Origin of the sequence: Ruegeria lacuscaerulensis, assembly GCF_013034745.1 — a bacterium.
Lineage (GTDB): Bacteria > Pseudomonadota > Alphaproteobacteria > Rhodobacterales > Rhodobacteraceae > Ruegeria > Ruegeria lacuscaerulensis_B.
In genome coordinates, this window is record NZ_WQGP01000004.1 from 61,407 (window position 1) to 85,621 (window position 24,215).

General features: G+C 59.7%; 24 protein-coding genes. 17 read left to right on the forward strand and 7 right to left on the reverse strand.

Features of this window, described 5'->3' with window-relative positions:
• Positions 1-30: 30 nt before the first annotated feature.
• Both recQ and GOV79_RS08790 read right to left on the reverse strand, forming a co-directional pair.
• On the reverse strand, positions 31-2,070 hold the full coding sequence (gene recQ, locus GOV79_RS08785) for a DNA helicase RecQ (RefSeq protein ID WP_170789501.1): 2,040 nt from the start codon (positions 2,068-2,070) through the stop codon (positions 31-33).
• A gap of 78 nt (positions 2,071-2,148) precedes the next feature.
• The gene (locus tag GOV79_RS08790; RefSeq protein ID WP_170772954.1) at positions 2,149-2,436 is read right to left on the reverse strand and encodes a YggT family protein; all 288 of its coding nucleotides are present in this window, start codon (positions 2,434-2,436) and stop codon (positions 2,149-2,151) included.
• Positions 2,437-2,567: 131 nt separating this feature from the next.
• Here GOV79_RS08790 and GOV79_RS08795 point away from each other — a divergent pair, with 131 nt between their 5' ends.
• The 10 genes from GOV79_RS08795 to smpB all read left to right on the forward strand — a co-directional run bounded on the left by GOV79_RS08795 (position 2,568) and on the right by smpB (position 10,720).
• The gene (locus GOV79_RS08795) at positions 2,568-3,935 is read left to right on the forward strand and encodes an MFS transporter (protein ID WP_170789502.1); all 1,368 of its coding nucleotides are present in this window, start codon (positions 2,568-2,570) and stop codon (positions 3,933-3,935) included.
• On the forward strand, positions 3,932-4,795 hold the full coding sequence (gene mepA / locus GOV79_RS08800; protein ID WP_170789503.1) for a penicillin-insensitive murein endopeptidase: 864 nt from the start codon (positions 3,932-3,934) through the stop codon (positions 4,793-4,795). The genes GOV79_RS08795 and mepA overlap by 4 nt, the downstream gene beginning before the upstream one ends.
• Positions 4,768-5,652: an esterase-like activity of phytase family protein gene (locus GOV79_RS08805; protein ID WP_170789504.1), complete on the forward strand. Its 885-nt coding sequence runs from the start codon at positions 4,768-4,770 to the stop codon at positions 5,650-5,652. The genes mepA and GOV79_RS08805 overlap by 28 nt, the downstream gene beginning before the upstream one ends.
• A 91-nt stretch (positions 5,653-5,743) precedes the next feature.
• On the forward strand, positions 5,744-6,388 hold the full coding sequence (locus GOV79_RS08810) for a queuosine precursor transporter (RefSeq protein WP_170789505.1): 645 nt from the start codon (positions 5,744-5,746) through the stop codon (positions 6,386-6,388).
• A gap of 263 nt (positions 6,389-6,651) precedes the next feature.
• A complete protein-coding gene (gene arfB / locus GOV79_RS08815; RefSeq protein ID WP_170772944.1) occupies positions 6,652-7,071 on the forward strand; it encodes an alternative ribosome rescue aminoacyl-tRNA hydrolase ArfB in 420 nt (139 codons plus the stop codon).
• Between the two features lie 55 nt (positions 7,072-7,126).
• Positions 7,127-7,873, forward strand: coding sequence for an SDR family oxidoreductase (locus GOV79_RS08820; protein ID WP_170789506.1), 747 nt, complete (start codon positions 7,127-7,129; stop codon positions 7,871-7,873).
• A gap of 81 nt (positions 7,874-7,954) precedes the next feature.
• A complete protein-coding gene (locus GOV79_RS08825) occupies positions 7,955-8,974 on the forward strand; it encodes a P1 family peptidase (protein WP_170789507.1) in 1,020 nt (339 codons plus the stop codon).
• A 113-nt stretch (positions 8,975-9,087) separates the two neighbouring features.
• A complete protein-coding gene (locus tag GOV79_RS08830; protein WP_170772938.1) occupies positions 9,088-9,501 on the forward strand; it encodes a c-type cytochrome in 414 nt (137 codons plus the stop codon).
• Positions 9,502-9,653: 152 nt separating this feature from the next.
• Positions 9,654-10,196 (forward strand): isopentenyl-diphosphate Delta-isomerase, encoded by a 543-nt coding sequence (gene idi / locus GOV79_RS08835; protein WP_170355873.1) that lies wholly within the window; start codon positions 9,654-9,656, stop codon positions 10,194-10,196.
• A gap of 41 nt (positions 10,197-10,237) precedes the next feature.
• A complete protein-coding gene (gene smpB / locus GOV79_RS08840; protein ID WP_170789508.1) occupies positions 10,238-10,720 on the forward strand; it encodes an SsrA-binding protein SmpB in 483 nt (160 codons plus the stop codon).
• A 13-nt stretch (positions 10,721-10,733) separates the two neighbouring features.
• Here the strand turns inward: smpB and glpK are convergent, their stop codons facing one another.
• From glpK to panB, 3 genes are all read right to left on the reverse strand, one after another.
• Positions 10,734-12,212 carry a glycerol kinase GlpK gene (gene glpK, locus GOV79_RS08845; protein ID WP_170789509.1) on the reverse strand — a complete coding sequence of 493 codons (1,479 nt, stop codon included), beginning with the start codon at positions 12,210-12,212 and terminating at the stop codon, positions 10,734-10,736.
• A gap of 70 nt (positions 12,213-12,282) precedes the next feature.
• Positions 12,283-13,125 (reverse strand): pantoate--beta-alanine ligase, encoded by an 843-nt coding sequence (gene panC / locus GOV79_RS08850; RefSeq protein ID WP_170789510.1) that lies wholly within the window; start codon positions 13,123-13,125, stop codon positions 12,283-12,285.
• The gene (gene panB / locus GOV79_RS08855) at positions 13,122-13,961 is read right to left on the reverse strand and encodes a 3-methyl-2-oxobutanoate hydroxymethyltransferase (protein ID WP_170789511.1); all 840 of its coding nucleotides are present in this window, start codon (positions 13,959-13,961) and stop codon (positions 13,122-13,124) included. The genes panC and panB overlap by 4 nt, the downstream gene beginning before the upstream one ends.
• A gap of 171 nt (positions 13,962-14,132) precedes the next feature.
• On the opposite strand from panB, the gene GOV79_RS08860 reads away from it, so the two are divergent.
• From GOV79_RS08860 to GOV79_RS08885, 6 genes are read left to right on the forward strand one after another with little or no spacing between them, the layout of a single operon-like run.
• Positions 14,133-15,620, forward strand: a complete 1,488-nt coding sequence (locus GOV79_RS08860) for an ABC transporter substrate-binding protein (RefSeq protein ID WP_170785238.1) — start codon at positions 14,133-14,135, stop codon at positions 15,618-15,620.
• 60 nt (positions 15,621-15,680) lie between these two features.
• Complete coding sequence (locus GOV79_RS08865; RefSeq protein WP_170789512.1) at positions 15,681-16,742, forward strand: ligand-gated ion channel; 1,062 nt, start codon at positions 15,681-15,683, stop codon at positions 16,740-16,742.
• Between the two features lie 40 nt (positions 16,743-16,782).
• Positions 16,783-17,730, forward strand: a complete 948-nt coding sequence (locus tag GOV79_RS08870) for an ABC transporter permease (RefSeq protein ID WP_170789513.1) — start codon at positions 16,783-16,785, stop codon at positions 17,728-17,730.
• Positions 17,727-18,542 (forward strand): ABC transporter permease, encoded by an 816-nt coding sequence (locus GOV79_RS08875; protein ID WP_170789514.1) that lies wholly within the window; start codon positions 17,727-17,729, stop codon positions 18,540-18,542. The genes GOV79_RS08870 and GOV79_RS08875 overlap by 4 nt, the downstream gene beginning before the upstream one ends.
• On the forward strand, positions 18,539-20,137 hold the full coding sequence (locus GOV79_RS08880) for an ABC transporter ATP-binding protein (protein WP_170789515.1): 1,599 nt from the start codon (positions 18,539-18,541) through the stop codon (positions 20,135-20,137). The genes GOV79_RS08875 and GOV79_RS08880 overlap by 4 nt, the downstream gene beginning before the upstream one ends.
• A gap of 32 nt (positions 20,138-20,169) precedes the next feature.
• Entirely contained in the window at positions 20,170-21,621 is a 1,452-nt protein-coding gene (locus tag GOV79_RS08885) for an aldehyde dehydrogenase family protein (RefSeq protein WP_170789516.1), read from the forward strand.
• A gap of 3 nt (positions 21,622-21,624) precedes the next feature.
• Here GOV79_RS08885 and pncB read toward each other — a convergent pair whose 3' ends face one another.
• Entirely contained in the window at positions 21,625-22,917 is a 1,293-nt protein-coding gene (gene pncB, locus GOV79_RS08890) for a nicotinate phosphoribosyltransferase (RefSeq protein ID WP_170789517.1), read from the reverse strand.
• Between the two features lie 164 nt (positions 22,918-23,081).
• Between pncB and GOV79_RS08895 the strand changes: the two genes are divergently transcribed.
• Positions 23,082-23,615, forward strand: coding sequence for a hypothetical protein (locus GOV79_RS08895; protein WP_170772915.1), 534 nt, complete (start codon positions 23,082-23,084; stop codon positions 23,613-23,615).
• Here the strand turns inward: GOV79_RS08895 and pncA are convergent.
• Complete coding sequence (pncA, locus tag GOV79_RS08900; protein ID WP_170789518.1) at positions 23,612-24,205, reverse strand: bifunctional nicotinamidase/pyrazinamidase; 594 nt, start codon at positions 24,203-24,205, stop codon at positions 23,612-23,614. The genes GOV79_RS08895 and pncA overlap by 4 nt on opposite strands.
• Between the last annotated feature and the right edge of the window lie 10 nt (positions 24,206-24,215).

The window sequence follows — 24,215 nt, forward strand, 5'->3', positions numbered from 1 at the left end:
CCGCCCTCTTCGCTTGCCTGTTCGGGGTATCTAGCCCGCTTGTTGCAAGACGTCCAGAAAAGCGGCCCCAAACCTTTCGTGACGACGATCGCCCAGCACTTGTTCCAGCCCGCGCTGATCACCGGGGCGCAATTGCGCGACCTTGGCCAATTGCGAGGCAGAGCAGGTCAGCGGTTTGTCGATCCCGTCAGGCCCACGTGCCAGATCGTTCTGAACGGCCAAAAGCTGGTCGTAGATGTCCCCCTGATCGCGCCCGGCCAGTTTGCGCCGGGCAGGGTGCAGCGCGGCGGCCTCACCTGCGATCACCTCAAGGAAGGTGTCGCCATAGCGTTCCAGCTTTTTTGCACCGACGCCGCCGATCCGAGCCATCTCGTCCAAAGTCATAGGGCGGGTCTCGGCCATTTCGATCAGGGTGCGGTCGGGGAAAATGACGTAAGCGGGCACCCGCTGCGATTCCGCCAGCGCGCGGCGTTTGGCCTTGAGCGCGGACAGCAGCGGCGCGTGTTCTTCGGCCACCATCGCTTTGACGGCGGGGCGACGGGTGGCTTTGCGGATCGTGTCCTTGCGCAGGTTGATCTGCGCCTCGCCCTTCAGGATCGGTTTGGCGGCTTCGGTCATGCGCAGCGCGCCATGGCGGTCGGGGTCTGGGCGGACCAGATCATGCCCCATCATCTGCCGGAAAATTGCCTGCCATTGCGGGCGGGACCAGTCTTTTCCAATGCCCCATGTGGACAGCGCATCATGCCGCCGCGCGCGGACCTTGTCGGTTTCGTTGGCCAGCAGGATGTCGATCAGATGGCCTGCGCCGAACCATTCCTCGGTGCGCAAGATGGCAGACAGGGCCATGCGAACCGGCGTGGTGCCGTCGAATACCTCGGGCGGGGCATCGCACAGATCGCATTTGCCACAGGGTTCGGCCTGTTCACCGAAGTAACCCAGCAGGGTTTGACGGCGGCAGACCAGCGCCTCGGCCAACCCAAGCAAGGCGTTCAGACGGGCATGATCGGCCATGCGGCGTTCCGGTGGGGCCAGCCCCTCGTCAATTTGCGCGCGGCGCAGGCGGATGTCATCGGGGCCAAAAAGGGTCAGCGTTTCCGCAGGGTCGCCGTCACGTCCGGCGCGCCCGATCTCCTGATAATAGGCTTCTATGGATTTCGGCAGGTCCGCGTGGGCGACCCAGCGGATATCGGGTTTGTCGATGCCCATACCAAAGGCGACGGTCGCGACCACGATCAGTCCATCTTCGCGCGCAAAGCGGGTTTCGACAATGCGGCGATCTTCGGGGTCCATACCGCCGTGATAGTGACAGGCCGAATGGCCCTCGGCACGTAGGGCCTGCGCCAGCACCTCGGTCTTGTTGCGGGTGCCGCAATAAACGATGCCGGATTGCCCTTTGCGCGCGGCGGCGAAATCCAGCACCTGTTTGCGTGGCCCGTCTTTGGCAGCAAAGGCCAGATGGATGTTGGGTCGGTCAAAGCCGCGCAGGAATTTGCGGGGTGCGGTGCCGTCGAACAGTTTCTCGACAATCTCATCCTGCGTTTCCGCATCCGCTGTGGCGGTAAAAGCCGCCAAGGGGACGTTCAGTGCGCGCCGCAGCTCTCCGATCCGCAGGTAATCGGGGCGGAAATCATGGCCCCATTGGCTGACGCAATGCGCCTCGTCCACCGCAATAAGGCCGACATTGATCCGGCGCAGCATGCCCAGAGCTGACCCGGCGGCCAGACGTTCGGGAGCCATGTAGAGCAGCTTCAGCCGCCCGGCTTCGAGCGCCTCCCACACCGCATCGGTTTCTTCGGGGGTGTTGCCCGAGGTCAGCGCGCCAGCCTCAACCCCGGCCTCTTGCAGCCCGCGCACCTGATCGCGCATCAGGGCGATCAGGGGGGAAATCACCACCGTCACCCCGTCGCGCAACAGGGCAGGTAGTTGGAAACACAGGGATTTGCCACCGCCCGTGGGCATTATGGCCAGCACGTTCTTGCCTGCCGTCACGGCGTCGACGATCTCTTCCTGACCGGGTCGGAAGTCGTCGAATCCAAAGACATCTCGCAGCAAAGGCGCGGAGTCGAACATCTGCGGGGTTGCCCTGTTTTAAGGTTTTTCTGCTCTTAAGACAGGACAATCACATACTAAGATTCGGTGAACAAGAGGTCAGACGAAATAGACCATGTTGTTGATCAGAATGATCCGCAGCGCATAGACACCGACCAGCACGACCAGAGGTGTCAGATCCAGACCGCCCATATTGGGCAAAAAACGCCGTATGGGGCCATAGATCGGTTCGAGTATCCGGTTCAGGCCGTACCAGATTTGTGCCACCAGTTGCTGATGCAGGTTGAGCACCTGAAAGTTGATCAGCCAGCTCATGATCACATGGGCCAGAATGATGAACCAGACAATGTCCAGGATCAGCAGCAGAATTTGGATCAACGACAGCATGGGGCCTCCGGGTGGTCGATTGCCTGAGACCTAAGCGCCCTTGCGTCAAAGAGCAAGCCCGCGCCCACAGAACGCTTGCGAATTGACCCAAAGCCCCGTCTTATTGACGCAAGAAAAAAACAGGGGCGGTCATGGCAGAGATTTCCAAGCGCAAGCGCATCTGGGGCTGGTGGTTTTTCGATTGGGCGTCGCAACCTTTTCATACATTGCTGGTGACATTTGTCTTTGGCCCCTATTTCGCAGGGATTGCGGCGGGGTATTTCAGCGGCACCGGGCTGGATGCCGAAGCCGCCGCAGCGCGGGCGCAGACGGTTTGGGCAAATTGCCTGACGATCACTGGGCTGATCATCGCGTTTGGTGCGCCGTTGCTGGGAGCAATGGCCGATGTGTCGGGGCGGCGCATCCCTTGGATCTTTGCCTTCTCGGTCATGTATGCCGTGGGGTCCGCCGCGCTGTGGTACACGCTGCCTGATGGGTCAAACATGTGGCTGATGCTGTCGGCCTTTGGTCTAGGCTTTGTGGGCGCTGAATACGCGCTGATCTTTATCAACTCGCAACTACCCGAACTGGGCGATGATAATGAAGTGGGTGAGATTTCAGGCTCGGGCTTTGCCTTTGGCTATTTTGGCGGGTTGATCTCGCTGGCGATCATGCTGACGCTGTTTGTCGAACAACCCAACGGCAAGACGCTGATTGGGATTGCACCGATCCTAGGGCTGGATGCGGCCAATCAGGAGGGCACGCGGTTCGTCGGACCCTTTACCGCGATCTGGTTCATCCTGTTCATGGTGCCCTATTTCCTGTGGGTAAAGGACGATCCTGACAGCGGAAAACAGGGCTCGGTCGGGGATGCGCTGAAACTGCTGGGCAAATCCATCTCGGACTTGCGCCACCGGGTCAGTCTGGCGACTTATCTGGGCTCGTCCATGTTCTACCGTGACGCGTTGAACGGGCTTTACAGCTTTGGCGGGGTCTATGCGCGGCTGGTGCTGGAATGGGGCCTTATCAAGATCGGCGTGTTTGGAATTGTGAGCGTTCTGGCCTCGGCCATCTTTGCGTGGATTGGGGGCAAGGCAGACAAGAAATACGGCCCTAAACCAGTGATCTTGGTCGCCATCTGGGTACTGATCTTTGTCTGCGTCACGGTGGTGTCGATGGACCGGACACAGATTTACGGGATCACATTGCCCGAAGGGTCAGGCCTGCCGGACATGGTGTTCTTCGGCTGTGGCGTTCTGATCGGCGGTATGGGGGGTATTCTGCAATCGGCCAGCCGGTCGCTGATGGTGCGTCATACCGATCCTACGGCTCCGGTGGAAAGCTTTGGCCTATATGGTCTGTCAGGGCGCGCAACCGCCTTTGCCGCGCCCATGCTGATCGGAATTGCAACAACTGCGACGGGCAGTGCGCGTCTGGGGGTGTCACCAATCATCGCTTTGTTTATTCTGGGTCTAGTCCTGATGCGCTGGGTGAAACCGGAAGGGGATCAGAGCAGATGATTTTATTACGTTTTTTGGCCGTTCTGGCCGCATTGACACTGGCAGGCACGGCCGGGGCGCAACCTCTGGCCAAGCAGCTATTTGGCGCGCAAAAGCAAAGCTCGGCTCAAAAACCGGCCGCTTTCGGCAGTTATTCGCGCGGATGCGCGGCAGGGTCGGTGCAGCTGCCCGAAACCGGTCCGACTTGGCAGGCCATGCGCCTGTCGCGCAACCGCAATTGGGGGCATCCGCAGGCGATCGACTTCGTGCAGGACCTCAGCCGGTTTGCGGCGAAACAGCCGGGGTGGAATGGTCTCTATATCGGGGATATCAGCCAGCCGAGAGGCGGGCCGATGACCTCGGGACACCGCTCGCACCAGTTGGGTCTGGATATCGACATCTGGATGCTGCCCGGTGACAATATGCGCCTGTCCCGCAAGGCGCGCGAGAATATCTCGTCCATCTCCCTGCGCCGTGAAAACGGGGCCTTTGTAAACGGCAATTGGACCAAGCAACACCACGCAGTGCTGCGCGAAGCTGCAAAGGACAAGCGCGTCGCTCGGATTTTTGTCTTCCCCGGTGCCAAAGTGCAAATGTGCAAGGATGAGAAAGGCAACCGTGCCTATTTACGCAAGATCCGCCCGTGGTGGGGGCATCACTATCACTTCCACGTTCGCCTGGCTTGCCCGAAAGGGTCGCGCGGCTGTGTCAATCAGGACCCACCCCCCAAGGGTGACGGCTGTTCACAGGCGCAGGAATGGGTGAACAACATCCTCAACCCGCCGCCACCGGACCCGAACGCGCCTGCGCCGAAGCCCCGGCGAGAATACCGACTTGCCGATCTGCCCCAACAATGCGCCGCCGTTCTGCAATCCAACTGATCACCGCGTCTCTGGTCGCAGGTGCTGTTTGGGCAGTTGAGGCAAAAACGGCCTCGCACCTGAGCAGCTACACCTGGAAACACCCCGCCGCGTGGTTCGGCGGATTTTCTGCCGTTCATGTCTATGATCAGGGGCGGCGCATAATCGCGCTTAGCGATCGGTCCACGGTCATCGAGGCCCGGATCGAGCGCGACAGGGGCCAGATCACCGGCGTCACCCTGACCGACCACGCGCGGCTTTTGTCCAGCACTGGGCGCGCCATGTCTGGCACAGCGGGCGATTCCGAAGGGATCGCCGTTGCCCCGGATGGCAGCTATTACATCTCTTTCGAGGGTATCCACCGTGTCGCGCATTACACCGGATTAAAGGCCAAAGCCCGTGTTCTGCCGCGCCCTAAAACGTTCGACGCATTGAATGGCAACGGGTCGTTCGAGGCGCTGGCGATGGATTCCAGCGGTCGTCTCTATACCTTGCCGGAAAAGAACCGCACCGCGCAGGGTGATATTCCCGTCTATCGCTGGGACGGTCAGGGCTGGTCGATGCCTTTTACCTTGCCGCAGCGCGGTAAATTTCTTCCCGTTGCCGCTGATTTTGGCCCAGATGGTCGGTTCTACCTGCTGGAACGTGCGGTGGGTTGGACTGGCTTTCGTTCACGTCTGCGCCGCTGGCTGATCACCGGCGATGTGCCCCGCTCTGAGGAGATTCTGTTCGAAACCACCACCGGCACCCATGACAACCTCGAAGGGCTGTCGATCTGGCGCGACGATCAGCAGCGCCTGCACGCCACCATGATCTCGGATGACAACTTTCTGGCGCTGCAACGCACCGAACTGGTCGAGTATCTGCTGCCCGATTGACACACACGGCCCAAGGGTCTAAACGCACGGCTTGCCTTGGGACGGTCCCTTGGCCAAGTCGCCGCTACCTTGACAAAACGGGCATCAAAATATGCAACGCAGCTTTATTCCCGGCATTTTTGCCATGGCCGCCATTGTCGTGGCCTCGAACTTTCTGGTCCAGTTCCTGATCTTTGACGGGCTGTTGACCTGGGGTGCTTTCACCTACCCGCTGGCCTTTCTGGTCACGGACATCATGAACCGCGTCTACGGCGTGGGCCCGGCCCGCAAGGTCGTGTTCGCCGGGTTTGTCACTGGCATCATCTGCTCGCTGATCGGCAGCCAGATCCTGTTGCAAGGTGACGGGTTCACCTATGCCGCCGTCCCGCTGCGCATCGCCGTAGCCTCGGGCACCGCTTTCCTGATCGCGCAACTGACCGACGTCACCGTGTTCAATTCGCTGCGCGGCGGACGCTGGTGGCGCGCGCCACTGGTATCGACACTGGTTGGATCTGCGCTGGATACGGCGATCTTCTTTACGCTGGCCTTCTCGGCCTCGGTCACGTTCTTCGGCGCCAATGCGGACGCCGCGATCAATTGGGCGTGGGAGCCCGTGCCCTTCATGCTGACCGGCCCGATGGCACCCTTGTGGGTGACGCTGGCCTTTGCGGATTGGCTGGTAAAACTGTCGCTGGCCCTGATCGCCCTGATCCCGTTCAAAGTGATCGTTGGTCGATTGACTGCACAGCCCGCATAAAAAAGTGCTTTGAGAATAGCGCATCTTGTGTCACCATCCTTATCAACCGCAACAGATAGAAAAGGAGGTGATCCAGTGTCGAGAAAGAGATTGGAGAGAGGTGTCGGAACAACCGGGGGGATCGCCTGCTAGGGCAGCCCTTGGCGGGGTGTTTACCCCGGCTGGTCGATTGATCTAACCGACCCAACCTCCTGTACTTTCGAAGGGCCGTCCCACCGGGGCGGCCCTTTTTGTTTCCGCCCGCGCCCGCTAAGGTCCGCCTCATGTTGCGCATCACCGACGATATCATCCTGCAAGACTGGGAAATGACCGAGACCTTTGTTCGGTCCTCCGGCCCCGGTGGGCAGAATGTGAACAAGGTCTCGACCGCGGTCGAGTTGCGGTTCGAGGCCGCGCGCTCACCATCCCTGCCCGATCCGGTCAAGGCGCGGCTGAAACGGTTGGCCGGACGGCGCTGGACCAAGGACGGCGCGATCATCATCCAGTGCGAGGAAACTCGGTCACAAGCCCGGAACCGAGAATTGGCCCGCGCCCGTCTGGCCGAGTTGATTTCCCGCGCGCTGGTCAAACCCAAACGGCGCATCGCCACCAAACCCACCTATGGCTCGGTTAAACGGCGGCTGGCAGCGAAAAAGGCGCGCTCTGACGTCAAGGCACTGCGCGGACGGGTTAACGAAGATTGAACTGGCAGTTTCCCCGCGCCTTGCTAGTCTGACCACCAAACGGGAGGGCAAGGCTATGAGGCTTAAGAGTAAAACGGCAATCGTAACCGGCGGTGCATCCGGTTTCGGTGCAGGCATCGCGCAGACATTCATAGCCGAAGGTGCCCGCGTGATGGTTGCAGATATCAACGGCGACGCGGCACAAGACATGGTCACGTCCCTTGGCGACCAAGCCACCGCGCAACAGGTAGATGTAGCTGATCGAGCTTCGGTTCAGGCCATGGCCGACGCCGCAGCCGCAACCTTTGGAACCCTCGATATTTTGGTCAACAATGCGGGCGTTACCCACTTGCCAACTCCGCTAGAGGACGTGACTGAGGATGATTTCGACCGCGTCTTCAAAGTGAACATGAAATCTGTCTACCTGACCGCCTGCGCCTTTGTCCCTGCGATGAAGGCACGCGGCACAGGCGCGATCCTCAATGTGGCTTCCACGGCGGGCCTGTCGCCGCGCCCGAACCTGAATTGGTACAACGCGTCCAAAGGCTGGATGATCACGGCCACCAAAACCATGGCTGTGGAACTGGCCCCATCCGGCGTGCGCGTCAACGCCATCTGCCCGGTGGCCGGTGAAACTCCACTGCTGAAATCCTTCATGGGCGAAGACACCCCGGAAATCCGTGCCAAATTCCTCTCAACTATCCCGCTTGGCCGCTTCTCAACCCCGCAAGACATGGCAAACGCCGCCCTGTTCCTTTGCTCGGATGAGGCGAGCATGATCACCGGCACAGCTTTGGAGGTCGATGGTGGCCGCTGTATCTGATCCGCCCTTCATCTGGCCAAAAATATCCCCGCCGGAGGCAGCGCGCCTGCGCGCTTCCCACCCCCAACGGACCAGCCAATCGTGACCCCCGGATCCAAAAACCTCATCACCGATGTTCCCGGCCTGCTGGTTGGTAACGCGCAGGACGCCGTGCTGAAATCCGGCACCACAGTCCTGACCTGCGCCAGCCCATTCACCGCATCGGTCCATGTGATGGGCGGCGCTCCGGGCACGCGTGAGACGGACCTTCTCGCCCCGGACAAATCCGTGGACCGAGTCGACGCCATCGTTTTGTCCGGGGGATCGGCCTTCGGGTTAGATGCCTGCTCCGGCGTCTCAGATGCCATGCGCGCGCAGGGTCGGGGCTTCGCCGTTGGCGCGGCTGTGGTCCCCATCGTTCCGGGCGCCATCCTGTTTGACTTGCTGAACGGCGGTGAAAAGGCATGGGTGGAAAACCCGTATCGCAACTTGGGTCATCAAGCGTATCTCTCGGCCTCAGATCAATTTGAACTCGGCAGCATCGGGGCTGGCACCGGCGCATTGGCAGCGATGCAAAAAGGCGGGCTGGGCTCGGCCTCAGCCGTTCTTCCCAATGGCGTCACGGTCGGCGCTTTGGTGGCGGCGAATCCACTGGGCAGCGTCACCACGCCGGGCGATCGCCATTTCTGGGCCGCTCCGTTCGAAGTGGGTAATGAATTCGGAGGGCTCGGCCCAGACCCGTCCTCGGGCCTGGGACACCCCGCCCCCAGCCGCAAGGCGCAGGCCATGCACCCGGCGGCGCCGGACAAAGCAAATACCACCATCGCGATTGTCGCCACCGACGCCAAACTGTCCAAGTCGCAATGTCATCGAATGGCGGTTGCCGCCCATGATGGTATTGCCCGCGCCATCGTTCCCGCCCATGCGCCGGGCGACGGGGACCTGGTCTTTGCAGTCAGCACGGGGACCCGCCCGCTTGGGGGTGACCCGATGCAGATAGGAGCGCTGGGACACTCAGCGGCCGTCTGTCTGGCCCGCGCCATAGGTCGCGCCGTCTTTGAGGCGACGCCACAGACAGGGGATCTGTTACCCTGTTGGTCACAGATACATGACTTAAGTTAAGGACGACCAAAGTCGGGCTGTGACACAGTGCCATCGCGCGGCAATCTGCGCGTTGACTCTCATCTACACTGACGATCCATTCAGTGCAGCCAATTCGTATCGGAGCAAAAGCTATGAATCGTATCCTCGCCACCGCAGTTGCCGGTCTTCTGGCCCTTCCTGCCTATGCAGAAGGTGACGCCGAAGCGGGCAAGAAAGCGTTCAACAAATGCAAGTCCTGCCACCAGATCGCCGATGCCTCCGGTGAAGCCATCGTCAAAGGCGGCAAGACCGGTCCGAACCTCTACGCCATCGCAGGCCGTACCGCTGGTACCGTTGATGGATTCAAATATGGCGACAGCCTTGTCGCTGCAGGTGAAAATGGCCTGGTCTGGGATGAAACGACTTTCGTTGGATATGTTCAGGACCCCAAAGCCTTCCTGAAAACCTATCTGGATGACACAGCGGCCAAGTCGAAAATGACCTTCCGGCTGAAATCCGGCGGTGAAGACGTCTATGCCTATATCGTCAGCGTTTCGGGCGAATAATATCTGACACCGATCTACTGTGATTCATCGAAAGGCCGCAGTCCCCCTGCGGCCTTTCGTGCGATTGATATGAGTGCTCAACATCGCCACCTTGGAAATACGCAGCCGAACGAGTCCGACCTGTCCGTCGGGCAGGCAGCAGGAGTTGAAAGATGGGAATCATGATCCCGGCCTGGGTCGATGGCGAGTTGACCCCCGTGGACAAGCTTGAAGCGCATGAAAAGGGTTTGCGGCACAAGGCGGTGTCGGTCTTTGTCGTGCGCGGGACCGAGATTTTGCTGCAACGTCGGGCGATGGGCAAATACCACACGCCGGGCCTGTGGGCGAATACCTGCTGCACCCATCCCGACTGGGGTGAGACGCCCTCGGAATGCGCAGTGCGCCGCCTGCGCGAAGAGTTGGGGATTACCGGGCTTTATCCAGAATATCGCCACCGGCTGGAATACCACGCCGATGTGGGCAATTCGATGATCGAGCATGAGGTGGTGGACGTGTTCCTCGCCCATGTACGTGGGCCATTGCAGATCGAACCGAACCCAGATGAGGTGATGGATATCCGCTGGATCGACTATCACGACCTTCTGGCCGAGGTGCAGCGCCACCCCGCGCGATTCACGCCCTGGCTCAAGATTTATCTGCACAACCACGCCGACACGATTTTCGGCCCCGACCTGATCATCTCCGCCAAGACCTGAGGGCTTGCAAGGCCGCGCCAAGCCGCCTAAATCAACGCGTCATGGCCAAGCAAAAGCAGAAGACCGACCCGAATTACAAAGTCATCGCCGAAAACCGGCGGGCCCGCTTCGATTACGCGATCGAAGAGGATATTGAGTGCGGCATTGTACTGGAAGGCTCCGAGGTCAAATCTCTGCGCGCGGGTGGTTCGAACATTGCCGAAAGCTATGCCTCGGTCGATGACGGTGAGCTGTGGCTGATCAACAGCTATATCGCGCCCTATGAGCAGGCGAAAGTCTTCAAACACGAAGAACGCCGCCGCCGCAAGTTGTTGGTGTCGCGCAAAGAATTGTCGAATCTGTGGAACGCGACTCAGCGAAAGGGCATGACGCTGGTGCCGCTGGTTTTGTATTTCAACCACAAGGGTCGGGCTAAGCTGAAGATCGGCATCGCCAAGGGTAAGAAACTGCACGATAAGCGTGAATCGCAGGCCAAACGCGATTGGTCACGTCAGAAGCAGCGGTTGATGAAGGATCATAGCTGATCCCTCACCCGGTTCAGAACGCCATCGCTGCCGACACAGCCCGTTTCCATCGATCATAGGCGGCGTCACGGTCTTCTTGCGACATTTCGGGTTCGAACCGGCGATCCAGCGCCCATGTTTCCGAGAACCCCTGCTGATCGGGGTAAACGCCTGCGCGCATCCCGGCCAGCCATGCAGCCCCCAAGGCTGTGGTTTCCTGCATCACCGGACGGTCAACTTCAGCCCCCAGATAATCCGACAACCCCTGCATCGCCCAATCCGAGGCGCTGGCGCCACCATCAACGCGCAGCGTCACATCGGTATCCGCGCCCCAATCGCCTTGCATGGCGTGCCACAGATCGCGGGTCTGGTAGGCGATGCTTTCCAAAGTGGCTTTGGCGAATTCGGCTCGGCCCGAATTGCGGGTGAGACCAAACACTGCGCCCCGGCAATCGGGTTTCCAGTAAGGCGCGCCCAGCCCGGTAAAAGCGGGCACCAGCACGACATGCTGATTAGGGTCTGCTTGTTGCGCCAAGTCGCCGCTTTCGGGGGCCGTTTTGATGATCTGCAACGCATCACGCAGCCATTGCACCGCAGCCCCGGCCACAAAGATCGAACCCTCAAGCGCATAGGTCCGCTTGCCGTCAAGCTGATAGGCGATGGTAGTCAGCAGGCGGTTTTTCGACTCAACGGGTTTGTCGCCCGTGTTCAGCAGCGCAAAACAGCCCGTGCCATAGGTGGATTTCATCATGCCCGGTTGGAAACACGCCTGCCCAATGGTGGCGGCCTGTTGGTCGCCCGCCACACCCAGAATTGGGATATTTCCCCCAAACAGAGTCGTTTCTCCGAAGTCCGAGGCACAATCATGGACCTGCGGCAGCATATTCATCGGCACGTCCAGCAGATCACAGATCTCCGTGCTCCATTCGCCTTTGTGGATGTCGAACAACAGGGTGCGTGCCGCGTTCGTGGCGTCAGTGGCATGGCTGCGGCCTTCGGTCAGACGCCAGATCAGAAAACTGTCGATGGTGCCGAACAGCAGCTCTCCGGCTTCGGCCTTTTCGCGCGCGCCGGGGACAGTATCCAGCAGCCATTTCACCTTGGTGCCCGAGAAATATGGGTCCAGTAGCAGGCCGGTCTGGGCGGTCACATCATCCTCGCACCCGGCTTGTTTGTAGCGCGCGCAAATCTCGGCGGTGCGGCGGTCCTGCCAGACGATGGCGTTGTGGATCGGTTTCCCGGTGGTGCGATCCCAGACCACGGTGGTTTCACGCTGGTTGGTGATGCCGATACCGGCGATCTGGTCGGAGGTGACGCCGTTGGTGTCCATCACTTCGCGGCAGACGCGCAATACGCTGTCCCAGATTTCCTCGGGGTCGTGTTCGACCCAGCCTTCCTGCGGGAAATGCTGGGTGAATTCGTGCTGCGCGGTGCCCGCGCGCTGCATTTCAGCGTCAAACAGAATGGCCCGCGATGATGTGGTGCCCTGATCAATAGCGAGAATATAGGTCATGCCCCGCGCCCCCCTCCGGTATTGGTTTTGCAGGAGTTTAGCGCAAACAATAGCGCGGGTGCCAGAGCGTTCAGACCGGAATATTGTCGATCAGTCGCACGCCATCTGCCCAAGCGGCCACAAACAGCCGGGCGGGGCGGTCGGCATGGGTCAGCGGTTCCAGCGTCTCGGCGCAGCGCAGTTGGATATATTCGACCTGCGTAAACCCTGCGGACAGCAGATCGGTCTGCGCCTGCGCGGCCAGAGCGTCAAACTCTGCCCCGTCTCGTAGTGCGTTGGCCAGATCACTCATGATCCGATGCTTGTTGGCAGCAACCTCCAACCCCTCGGGTGACAGGCGCAGGTTGCGCGAAGACATCGCCAGCCCCGAGGGTTCGCGAACGGTAGGGCAGCCAACGACCTCAATCGGGATGTCCAGATCGCGGGCCATACGGCGCACGACCATCAGCTGTTGATAGTCTTTTTCTCCGAAATAGGCTCTGTCTGCCTGAGTTTGCAGGAACAGTTTTGCGACGACAGTGGCGACGCCGTCGAAATGTCCGGGGCGGAATTCACCCTCCATCACATTGGTCAGGCCAGTGACGGACACAGTGGTGGCAAAGCCCTGCGGATAGATCTCATCAGGATCGGGCACGTATATCGCATCCACGTCAAATGGGCCCAGTTTCTGCGCGTCCTCATGTTCCGTGCGCGGATAATTGGCCAAGTCTTCGGGGTTGTTGAACTGCTTGGGGTTCACAAAGATCGTGACAATGACGCGGTCGGCCCCGGCCTTGGCGGCCTCAACCAGCGACAGATGCCCCTGATGCAGCGCGCCCATGGTGGGGACCACGCCGATGACCTCGCCCTGGCGGTGCCATTGGGATGTCAGCGCGCGCAGATCGGCAAGGCGGCGCAGGATGGGGGCTGTCATGTCTTTGGTCCTTTGGACGGGGCCTGATCCGCAAAAACATGTTCGTCCGCCGGAAAGCTGCGGGCGCGCACTTCGGCGGCGTATTCGGCGATGGCGGCCTCGGCCAGCGGGCCAAGTTCGGCATAGCGTTTGACGAATTTCGGTTTGAAGGCGGTGAAAAAGCCCACCATGTCGTCGACCACAAGAATTTGCCCGTCACAGCCCGCAGATGCACCGATGCCAATGGTGGGGATCGCAACCTCTGCTGTGATGCGATCGGCCAGGCCTTGCGGAACCTTCTCTAACACGACCAAAAACGCGCCTGCGCTTGCGACGGCGTGGGCGTCGGCCAGAACCGCCTCGGCCTGATCATCGCGGCCCTGTACCTTGTAGCCACCCAGCGTGTTGATCGATTGTGGGGTCAGGCCGATATGGGCCATCACCGGAATGCCGCGTTGGACCAGAAAGCGGATGGTCTCGGCCATCTCGACCCCACCCTCCAGTTTGACGGCCCCCGCGCCGGTCTCGGCCATCAGCCGCGCGGCATTGCGAAAGGCGTCGGCCGGCGAGTGTTCATAGCTACCGAACGGCATGTCGATGACCATCATCGCGCTACTCAGCCCCCGGGCGACGGCTTGCCCGTGCATCACCATCATCTCCATCGTCACGCCCAGCGTCGATTCCAGCCCGTGCAGCACCATGCCGACGCTGTCGCCCACCAGTACGAAATCGCAATGAGCATCCATCAACCGCGCCATCGGCGTGGTGTACGCGGTCAAGCTGACTATGGGCTCGCCGCCTTTGAGGTCGCGGATATCCTGGGCGTTTGGGGCTTTTTTGCGGGCGGTGGCACTCATGATCGTTGCTCCGGGGTTCATGTTGCAGCGCGGCATAACAGATCGACAGGGGCCATAGAAACCCCGGTTGCGCGAACATTTCCTTGATTGACCTTGGGTTTATGGGGACATTGGTCTCAGAACGACCCTCGGAAACGAAGGGTCACACATTTTCAGTGGGGAGTGATTTACATGACAAAGCAGACGTTTCGGTCCTTTGCGTCGGTGTTGGCCGTGGGAGCCAGCCTCTTCGCCGGGCAGGCTTGGGCCAAATCCGATATTACCATTGCGATGCAGTTGGAGCCTCCGCATCTGGACCCGACAAGCGCCGCCGCGCAGGCCATCGATTCGGTCGTTTATACTAATATCTTCGAAGGGTTGACCCGTTTTATGGGCGATGGCTCGGTCGTGCCGGGGCTGGCGGAAAGCTGGGAGATTTCGGATGACGGCACTGTCTACACTTTCAAGCTGCATGATGGTGTGACCTTCCACGATGGCTCGACCATGGATGCCGAGGACGTCAAGTTCAGCCTTGACCGCGCCCGCGCCGAAGACAGCGCCAACGCGCAGAAAGCCCTGTTTGCCGGGATCGACAGTGTCGAAGTAGTCGATCCTCTGACCGTCAAGGTCACGTTGTCTGCACCGAACGGGAACTTCCTGTTCAACATGGCGTGGGGCGATGCGGTGATTGTCGCGCCTGAAAGCATCGAGAACATCAAGACCAACCCGGTTGGTACCGGGGCCTATACCTTTGGCGACTGGGTGCAGGGCGACAGCATCACGCTGAACCGCAACCCGAACTATTGGGGCGATCAACCCGCGTTGGAGACCGCTACGTTCAAGTTTATCTCGGATCCGACCGCTGCATTTGCTGCGATGATGGCCGATGATGTGGATGTGTTCGACAATTTCCCGGCCCCCGAAAACCTGCCTCAGTTCGAGGCGGATTCGCGGTTTCAGGTGCTGGTCGGTTCGACCGAGGGCGAGACGATCCTGTCCACGAATAACAAAAAGCCGCCCTTTGACGATATCCGCGTGCGGCAGGCTTTGGCCCATGCGATCGACCGGCAGGCGATCATCGACGGAGCGATGTTCGGCTATGGCACCCCCATCGGCACTCATTTCGCACCGCACAATCCGGCCTATGTCGACCTGACCGGAAATTCGGCCTATGACCCCAAGAAAGCCGCACAGCTTCTGGCTGATGCAGGCTATGCTGACGGGTTCGAAACCACGTTGCACCTGCCGCCCCCCTCTTACGCCCGTCGCGGCGGTGAGATCATCGCGGCGCAACTGGCCGAGGTCGGGATCAAGGCCGAGATCATCAATGTTGAGTGGGCGCAATGGTTGGAATCGGTGTTCAAGGGCAAGGATTTCGGCCTAACAATCGTCAGCCATACCGAGCCGATGGATATCGGCATCTATGCGCGGCCCGACTATTACTTCCAATATGACAGCAGCGATTTTCAGGCTCTGATGGAACTGTTGAACGAAACCACCGATCCGGATCAGCGCAAGAAATTGCTGGGCGATGCGCAACGCTTGATCGCCACTGATTTCGTCAATGGCTACCTGTTTCAGCTGGCCAAGCTGGGTGTTGCCAAAGCAGGTGTGCAGGGCCTTTGGGAGAACGCGCCCACGGCTGCCATCGACCTGACGCAGATCAGTTGGTCTGAATGACCGGAACTGGGGCCGTGTTGCGCGGCCTCAAGGTTTTCCAGGGTCAGGGTGAGCAGTATTATGACGTCTTTCCGTGTTCTTTTGCTATGCGTGTGTACGCTCTGCGGGCTGGCCTCGATGGCAGGTGCGCAAAATGCGCTGAGCACCCGGTTGGACGCACTGGCCGGCACCCCCGAAAATCCGTTGAATGTGGGCGTTGGGATCAGGATCAACCAGATTACAAGCGTCGATCAAAAGGCGGAAAACTATGGGGCGGTGGCGGTTTTGCGGTTCGAATGGACGGACCCTCTGCTGGCGTTTGACTCAGAGGAGACGGGGCGAGACATTCGGGTCTTCAACCCTTCTGACCTGGCGGACCACGCGGCCGAGATTGGCGCCGTCATGCCCGCTTTCGTGATCCACAATCAGCAATCCAACAAATGGATACACGAGGCCGCCGCCTCGCTGCGCAGCGACGGGCGGGTGGTTTATGTCGAGAAATCTTCGCTGACCTTGCAGGCCCCTCATTTCGATTTCCGCAAGTATCCGTTCGACACGCAGGATTTCTATTTCGAGGTCGTTTCAGTCTTTCCCTCGGATTACGTGACGTATTACCCGCTGGAAGACTACTCGGGTCTGGGCGATCTGCTGGGCGAGGAAGAATGGGTTCTGGGCAATGCGCGAATGGTGAAAACCCAGGTTCAGGGTCTGTCGGGGCAAGATAGCGATCAGTTGGCGCTGGCCTTTCAGGGCAGCAGGCATCAGACTTACTACATGATCAGGGTGTTCATGCCCATGCTGGTACTCGTTGCTGTTGGCTGGGCGCTGTTCTTTCTGGACGAATACCGCAAACGGATCGAGATTGCGGGGGGCAACCTGCTGGTCTTCGTTGCTTTCAACTGGGCGATTTCTGCTGATCTGCCCAAGCTGGGCTATCTGACCTTTCTGGATTTCGTTCTGCAATGGATGTTCCTGATGACCGGAGCGCTGATCGTTTTCAATGTCGCCTTGCGCAGACTCAAGGTCGCCGGGCGCGAAGACACGGCGCGCAAGTTGGACAATTACGCGGTTAAGTGGATCTATCCTCTGGGCTATGCCGCGATCGTCGGCTACGCGGTTTCTGCTTATTTGCTGATACCTTAGACGCTGGACCAACGGCGCCTGTGACCCTAACCTGCGATCTATGCTGCGCTACGCTCTCAAACGTTTGATATCGCTGATGATCAGCCTGGCCGTTGCCTCGGTCGTGATCTTCGCAGTGATCGAGGTTGCACCGGGCGATCCGGCATCCTTCATGCTGGGCGTAAACGCGCAAGAGGACACGCTAGCTGCGCTACGGGCTGAGTTGGGCTTGGATGGCTCAAAGCTTGAGCGCTACTTCAACTGGGTCAGCGGAATGCTGGCGGGTGATTTCGGCACCTCCTATACCTATCGCACGCCAGTTTCGCAGATGATCCAGGATCGGCTTTGGGTGTCTTTGCCGCTGGCGCTCTATGCATTGACCTTGTCGACACTGATTGCCTTCCCTGCCGGGATTTACGCTGCTGCGCGTCGGGGCAAGCCCGGCGATCTGACCGTGATGGGTGCGACGCAGCTGGGCATTGCGGTGCCCAATTTCTGGTTTGCCATGATGCTGGTGCTGATCTTTGCCATAAACCTGCGCTGGTTCAACGCCGGAGGGTTCGCAGGTTGGGATCAGGGGTTTTGGACCGGGTTGCATTCGTTGACGTTGCCCGCCGTCGCGCTGGCCTTGCCGCAAGCAGCGATTCTGGCGCGGGTCATGCGGTCATCTCTGCTGGATATTCTGGGCGAGGATTTCATGCGCACTGCTCGCGCCAAGGGTCTGTCGCGCCGTCAGGCCCTGTGGCGGCACGGCGTCCGCAACGCGCTGATCCCGGTGCTGACCATCATTGGGCTGCAGTTTTCATTCCTCTTGGCTGGGTCGATCATTATCGAGCAGGTCTTCTATCTGCCCGGCCTTGGGCGCTTGGTGTTTCAGGCGATCTCGGCCCGTGATCTGATTGTGGTGGAATCGGTTGTCATGTTGCTGGTCTTTGCCGTCATCACCGTGAATTTCCTGGTCGATCTGGCTTATGCTGCCGTCGATCCCCGCCTCAGGAGCCGGACATGAGCCGCAACCTGATCCTTGGCGCATTGCTGTCCTCGGTGGTTCTGCTGGCGGCTTTGGTGTCCTTTGTCTGGACACCTTACGACCACGCCGCGTTGGATATTCCCGGCAAGCTAAAGACGCCAAGCGCGCAGAACTGGTTTGGCACGGATCATTTCGGCCGCGACATGTTCTCGATGATTATGGTCGGTGCGCGCACGTCGATTGCGGTTGCTCTGGTTGCCGTGGGGATCGGTATGGCGCTGGGCGTGCCATTGGGCCTGACGGCGGCGGCGCGCAAGGGGTCTTGGCTGGATGAGGTGATCATGCGCGGCAATGATCTGGTCTTTGCTTTCCCCTCGCTGGTCATTGCGATCCTGATCACAGCCGTATTCGGCGCAGGGGCGATCAACGCGATTATCGCCATCGGTATCTTTAACATCCCCGTCTTCGCCCGTATCACCCGCGGCGCGGCGCTGTCCCTGTGGGAGCGTGAGTTCATCCTCGCCGCCCGTGTCTCGGGCAAGGGTGCTGCGCGCATATCGGCGGAACATATCCTGCCCAATGTCGCCAATCTGCTGATCGTACAGGGCACCATCCAGTTCTCGCTGGGGATACTGGCCGAAGCCGGGCTGTCTTACGTTGGACTTGGTGCGCAACCGCCCACACCTAGCTGGGGCCGCATGCTGGCCGATGCGCAGACAATGGTCAGTTTTGCCCCGCATTTGGCTCTGATACCAGGGCTGGCGATCATTGTCACGGTGCTGGGTCTGAACCTGCTGGGCGACGGGCTGCGCGATTGGCTGGACCCTCGGATCAGGGTGGCGCGCGCATGAGTTTGCTTGAGGTCGAAAATCTGTCGCTGTCCATCCACGGGGTGCCGATCCTGAAACAGGTCAACCTGTCCATTGATTCTGGCCATATCGTCGCCGTGACAGGTGAAAGCGGCTCGGGCAAGTCGATGACCGCTTTGGCCGTGATGCAGCTGTTGCCCAACGGGGCGCAGACGCAGGGCGAGATCCGGCTGGAAGGGCGCGACGTGCTGACCACTCCCGAAGCTGAGATGTGTGCCCTGCGCGGGGCCGCAATCGGGATGGTGTTTCAGGAGCCGATGACAGCCCTGAACCCGGTGAAGACCATCGGCGATCAGGTCATGGAAACTATCCTGATCCATAAGGCCATGCCTGCCACGCAGGCTCTGGACCGCACGAAGGAAGTGTTGCGCCGCGTGGGCCTTCCCCCGGAGCGCTTTCCCCTGTCTCGCTATCCTCATGAGTTGTCGGGCGGGCAACGCCAGCGCGTTGTCATCGCCATGGCCATTGCCTTGCGGCCCACGTTGCTGATCGCGGATGAGCCGACAACCGCGCTGGATGTAACAACGCAGGCGCAAATCCTCGATCTGCTGAAGGGGTTGGTGCGCGAATACGGCATGGGTCTGCTGATGATCACCCATGATCTGGCCGTGGTCGCTGACATGGCAGACCAGATCGTCGTGATGCGGCACGGCGAGGTCGTGGAAGCTGGCCCCACCGACGATCTGCTGCGAAACATGCAGCACCCTTATACCCGTATGCTGTTTGAGGCCTCGGGTCATCAGGTGGCCTTGCCCGACACAGCGGGGGATCGCCCGTTGTTAGAGGTCACTCAGGTCGTCCGCGACTATCGCTTGCCGCGCAAGGGTCTGTTCGACAAGCCGGGCCACCACCGCGCGGTGGATCAGGTCAGCTTTACGCTCAATCGTGGTGAACGACTGGGTTTGGTAGGTGAGTCTGGATGTGGAAAATCGACCCTAACGCGTGCGATTCTGGGCTTGGAAGAGGTGCAAGCGGGGGAAATCCGTCTGGATGGCGCACCCGTTTTCACGGGCCACAAACCAAACCCTGCGGTGCGTCGTAAAATGCAAGTGGTGTTTCAGGACCCCTATGGCAGCTTCAACCCCCGCCACAAAGTCGCGCGTTTGATCACCGAACCGTTTCATTTGCTGGACACGCCGCCCACTGGGACCGAGCGGCAGGACCGGATCGCAGAAATGCTGACCGCCGTCGGCCTCAGCCCTAATGACGCTGGGAAATACATCCACGAGTTCTCGGGCGGGCAGCGTCAGCGTATCGCCATTGCCCGTGCCTTGATCATCCGCCCCGAATTGATCCTGTTTGATGAAGCGGTCTCGGCCCTTGATGTTTCAGTTCGTGCGCAAATCCTGGATCTGCTGGCCGAGCTGTGCGCGACCTATGACCTGACCTATCTGTTCATCAGCCACGACTTAAGCGTGGTGCGCACGATCACTGATCGGGTGATGGTCATGCAGGCGGGCAAGATCGTGGAAAAAGGCGAGACCGAGCAGGTCTTTGCCCATCCGCAGAACAGCTATACCCGTACCCTGATCGACGCCGCGCCGGTGCTGCCTGATATCGGGACGCTTGCTGGCTGAAATGTATGATTAGAGCCTGAATGGAGAGAAACATGCCCAATCCTCTTTGGTTCAACCCCGCACTTTGTTTGATTGGTGGAGAGTGGATCGCGCCCTCTGCTGGCGTCGACCTGCCTTTGATCAACCCCTCGGACGGTACTGAAATCTGTCACATCGCTCGGGGGGATGCGTCCGATATCGATGCGGCGGTCGCTTCTGCGCAGGCGGCACTGGATGGGGATTGGGGTCGTAAAACCGCAATGGAACGCGGGCGGATCCTGACCCGATTGGGTCAGTTGGTACTTGAACGCGTGGACGATCTGGCCGCGTTGGAGGCGATGGATGTGGGCAAACCGCTGACTCAGGCGCGCGCGGATGCGGTGGCCTTGGCGCGGTATTGCGAATTCTACGGCGGCGCGGCGGATAAGGTTATGGGCGAGACGATTCCCTATCTGGACGGCTACACCGTTTATACCCTGCGCGAACCCCATGGGGTGACGGGCCATATTGTGCCGTGGAACTACCCGATGCAGATCATCGGGCGTTCGGTCGGGGCGGCACTGGCGATGGGCAATGCCTGCGTCCTGAAACCGGCGGAAGAGGCTTGCCTGACCGCGCTGGCCTTTGCTCATCTGGCCCAACAAGCGGGTTTGCCAGCTGGTGCGTTGAACGTGGTGCCGGGTTTAGGGGCCGAGGCCGGAGCTGCACTGTCGGCGCATCCAGGCGTCCACCATATCTCGTTCACAGGGTCGGTCCCGACAGGGGCCTTGGTGCAGCAGGCGGCGGGGCGCAATGTTGTACCAGTGACGTTGGAATTGGGCGGAAAGTCCCCGCAACTGGTGTTTGATGATGCCGATCTGGACGCCGCCCTTCCGTTTCTGGTGAATGCTGGTATTCAGAACGCGGGGCAGACCTGTTCGGCCTCGTCCCGCATTCTGGTGCAGCGTGGGGTTTATAGCCAAGTCAAGGCGCGCATGGTTGCGGCCTATGCTGATCTGACCGTTGGACCTGCGGTGCAGGATTTGCGGGTGGGGCCGTTGATCTCGGCCCGTCAGAAAGAGATTGTTGAGGGGTTTCTGGCCAGGGGCACGGACCTGAATATCGCAGGTCTTGGGCAGATCGTGGAGGACGCCCCGACGCAAGGCGCGTATGTGCAGCCCACATTATTCGCCGATGTGCCGCCTGATCATACGTTGGCGCAGGATGAGATTTTCGGCCCAGTGCAGGTGTTGATCCCGTTCGACACCGAGGACGAAGCCGCAGAGATCGCCAACAGTACCGACTATGGGCTTGTCGCCAGCATCTGGACCCGCGACGGCGCGCGGCAGATGCGACTGGCGAAACGGCTGCATGCGGGGCAGGTTTTCGTCAACAATTACGGGGCAGGCGGCGGCGTCGAGCTGCCCTTTGGTGGCGTCGGTAAATCTGGCCATGGCCGCGAAAAGGGTTTCGAGGCGCTCTATGGCTTTTCACAGCTTAAAACCGTGGCGACCTACCATGGTTAGGGTCTAAACGATCACCTCGATCGCCGGTTGCGCACCGACCCCGAAGACGCGTTTGTAACGTTCGATCTCATCCGCCGGACCCATCGCCTTTTCGGGATTGTCCGACAATTTGACCGTCGGGCGCCCATTGGCCGCGACCGCCTTGCAGACCAGAGAAAACGGTGCAAGCGCGTCATCCGGCACCAACCCGCGAAAATCGTTGGTCAGCAATGTACCCCAGCCAAAGGAAATATTGGTCCGTCCGGCAAACTGGCCGTGCAACTCGCGGATCTTGTCTACATCCAGCCCGTCGGAAAAGATCACGCGCTTCTCGCGCGGATCCTCGCCGCGTGATTTCCACCAGTTGATGGCGGTTTCCGCTGCGGCTGCCGGATCACCACTGTCGACGCGGATGCCAGTCCAGCCTGCCAGCCAGTCGGGTGCGCGGTCCAAAAAGCCCTGTGTTCCATAGGTGTCGGGCAGGATGATGCGCAGGTTGCCATCATGCTCATCATGCCAATCCCTGAGAACATCATAGGGCGCTTGCGCCAATTCGGCGTCTGTGTCGGCCAGCGCGGAATAGACCATGGGCAACTCATGCGCGTTGGTGCCGATGGCCTCAACCTCGCGGCGCATGGCGATCAGGCAGTTCGACGTGCCGGAAAAAGCAGACCCTAATCCTTCGATCATCGCCTGCACGCACCAATCCTGCCACAGAAAAGAATGACGCCGCCTGGTGCCGAAATCCGCAATGCCCAGCCCATCAATATCACGCAGTTGCTCAATCTTTTCCCAAACGCGGGTCATGGCGCGGGCATAGAGCACTTGCAGCTCGAACCGGCGCATGTCGTTGAGAACTGCGCGAGAGCGCAATTCCATCAACACGGCCAGGGCCGGGATTTCCCACAACATGACCTCATGCCATTTGCCTTCGAAGGTCAGTTCGTACTGATCGCCCTTGCGTTCAAGATGGTAGGGCGGCAGGCGTAGGTTCTCGAACCACTCCATGAAATCGGATCGGAACATCTGCCGCTTGCCGTAGAACATGTTGCCCCGCAGCCATGTGCTTTCGCCGCGGCTGAGGCTGAGGGAGCGGATATGATCGAGCTGTTCGCGCAGTTCGCACTCATCAATAAGCTTGGCGAGGGGGATGTGATTCGACCGATTGATCAGCGAAAACACCACTTCCGTTTGGGGCCGATTTCGAAACACTGACTGGCACATCAGCAGTTTGTAGAAATCTGTGTCGATTAAAGACCGTATAATTGGGTCAATCTGCCATTTATGATTGTACACACGTGCCGCAATATCGACCATGAGGAACTCCTGCGATTTCCGTTGTTAGATCAATCGGTGTGTGGAATGGCAAGAGTCGCTGGTTTGGTGACAATGAAAAGCTCAGGTCACAAAGCGAGCAAATTGTGTGATCTTTTCACCGGTTAGTGAGAAGAGGGGTTGGGAAGTCGAGGTTAAGTTAGTGAATGGTTCTCGAGTACGATTTTGACATCGTTGTTGTCGATCCGGGGGACGGAGAAGGCGAGCAAGGCGCGGAGGGGGCTTCGAAAAAGCCCGTTTTGCGCGCAATGTTCCGCAATGTGAAAACGGCGGATGCACTGCGGGCGGCTTCTCCGAAAATCCGCAAGATCTTTCAGGATGCAGGTTTCGGTCTGGACGCGACCGGAAGCCAGTTGATGCACGGCTTTTATCGACCCCGTGACGAGGCCGAGCGTGAACGGATTCTGAAAGCGCTGTTTGCCAACATTCGGGAAATGGGTGTTCAGGGCGAATATTGCGGCGAATTCGACTTTTGGAAATTCCTTCGGGACGTCAAATCGGCCCGCCCGCGCAACGGTCAGCGACGCAACACCGCTGATTGGACCCCGAACCCGCGCTATAAATCCCCGGCAACGCCGGAACGCCGAACCTTGCCCGCCCGCATTGGCGTGGCTCTTGGGCTGGCGGTTATTATTTTTGTGATCCTGAAATATCTGTTGGATTCGGGCTCCGCGCCCTAAGCCAAGGTCACACCGGCAGCCTTCATCGCTGTTTCTGCTGCCGTCAGCGAGCCGTCCAGATCAATCGCGCGGCACAGTCCCATATTCACCGTCACCTCAAAACCCAACCGCGCCGCGTCCACGGCTGAGAAGTGAACGCAGAAATCCGTGGCCAGGCCCACCATTGTGAGTTTGCGGATGCCTCGGGTGTTGAGATAGCCCTCCAACCCGGTTGGCGTAGTCTGATCGTTCTCGAAAAAGGCTGAGTAGCTGTCAATCGCGCTGCGAAACCCTTTTCGAATGATCAAATCGCCTTCGATGCGCAGATCGGGATGAAACGCTGCGCCCTGCGTTCCCTGCACGCAATGATCCGGCCAGAGCACCTGCGGGCCATAGGGCATTTCTGCTACGTCAAATGGGTTCTTTCCTACATGCGAGCTGGCGAATGAGGAATGCCCTGCCGGATGCCAGTCCTGCGTCAGGATCACCGCGTCGAACTCATCCATAATCGCGTTGATCGGGGCGACGATCTCATCGCCGCCGGGAACGGCCAACGCACCGCCGGGGCAGAAATCGTTCTGGACGTCGATTACGATCAGGGCATGGGTCATCGCGTTCTCC

Bases quoted from the DNA above. Each gene is read 5' to 3' on its own strand.
- recQ (WP_170789501.1), bottom strand. From the start codon at position 2,070: ATGTTCGACTCCGCGCCTTTGCTGCGAGATGTCTTTGGATTCGACGAC.
- GOV79_RS08790 (WP_170772954.1), bottom strand. From the start codon at position 2,436: ATGCTGTCGTTGATCCAAATTCTGCTGCTGATCCTGGACATTGTCTGG.
- GOV79_RS08795 (WP_170789502.1), top strand. From the start codon at position 2,568: ATGGCAGAGATTTCCAAGCGCAAGCGCATCTGGGGCTGGTGGTTTTTC.
- mepA (WP_170789503.1), top strand. From the start codon at position 3,932: ATGATTTTATTACGTTTTTTGGCCGTTCTGGCCGCATTGACACTGGCA.
- GOV79_RS08805 (WP_170789504.1), top strand. From the start codon at position 4,768: ATGCGCCGCCGTTCTGCAATCCAACTGATCACCGCGTCTCTGGTCGCA.
- GOV79_RS08810 (WP_170789505.1), top strand. From the start codon at position 5,744: ATGCAACGCAGCTTTATTCCCGGCATTTTTGCCATGGCCGCCATTGTC.
- arfB (WP_170772944.1), top strand. From the start codon at position 6,652: ATGTTGCGCATCACCGACGATATCATCCTGCAAGACTGGGAAATGACC.
- GOV79_RS08820 (WP_170789506.1), top strand. From the start codon at position 7,127: ATGAGGCTTAAGAGTAAAACGGCAATCGTAACCGGCGGTGCATCCGGT.
- GOV79_RS08830 (WP_170772938.1), top strand. From the start codon at position 9,088: ATGAATCGTATCCTCGCCACCGCAGTTGCCGGTCTTCTGGCCCTTCCT.
- idi (WP_170355873.1), top strand. From the start codon at position 9,654: ATGGGAATCATGATCCCGGCCTGGGTCGATGGCGAGTTGACCCCCGTG.
- smpB (WP_170789508.1), top strand. From the start codon at position 10,238: ATGGCCAAGCAAAAGCAGAAGACCGACCCGAATTACAAAGTCATCGCC.
- glpK (WP_170789509.1), bottom strand. From the start codon at position 12,212: ATGACCTATATTCTCGCTATTGATCAGGGCACCACATCATCGCGGGCC.
- panC (WP_170789510.1), bottom strand. From the start codon at position 13,125: ATGACAGCCCCCATCCTGCGCCGCCTTGCCGATCTGCGCGCGCTGACA.
- panB (WP_170789511.1), bottom strand. From the start codon at position 13,961: ATGAGTGCCACCGCCCGCAAAAAAGCCCCAAACGCCCAGGATATCCGC.
- GOV79_RS08860 (WP_170785238.1), top strand. From the start codon at position 14,133: ATGACAAAGCAGACGTTTCGGTCCTTTGCGTCGGTGTTGGCCGTGGGA.
- GOV79_RS08865 (WP_170789512.1), top strand. From the start codon at position 15,681: ATGACGTCTTTCCGTGTTCTTTTGCTATGCGTGTGTACGCTCTGCGGG.
- GOV79_RS08870 (WP_170789513.1), top strand. From the start codon at position 16,783: ATGCTGCGCTACGCTCTCAAACGTTTGATATCGCTGATGATCAGCCTG.
- GOV79_RS08875 (WP_170789514.1), top strand. From the start codon at position 17,727: ATGAGCCGCAACCTGATCCTTGGCGCATTGCTGTCCTCGGTGGTTCTG.
- GOV79_RS08880 (WP_170789515.1), top strand. From the start codon at position 18,539: ATGAGTTTGCTTGAGGTCGAAAATCTGTCGCTGTCCATCCACGGGGTG.
- GOV79_RS08885 (WP_170789516.1), top strand. From the start codon at position 20,170: ATGCCCAATCCTCTTTGGTTCAACCCCGCACTTTGTTTGATTGGTGGA.
- pncB (WP_170789517.1), bottom strand. From the start codon at position 22,917: ATGGTCGATATTGCGGCACGTGTGTACAATCATAAATGGCAGATTGAC.
- GOV79_RS08895 (WP_170772915.1), top strand. From the start codon at position 23,082: ATGGTTCTCGAGTACGATTTTGACATCGTTGTTGTCGATCCGGGGGAC.
- pncA (WP_170789518.1), bottom strand. From the start codon at position 24,205: ATGACCCATGCCCTGATCGTAATCGACGTCCAGAACGATTTCTGCCCC.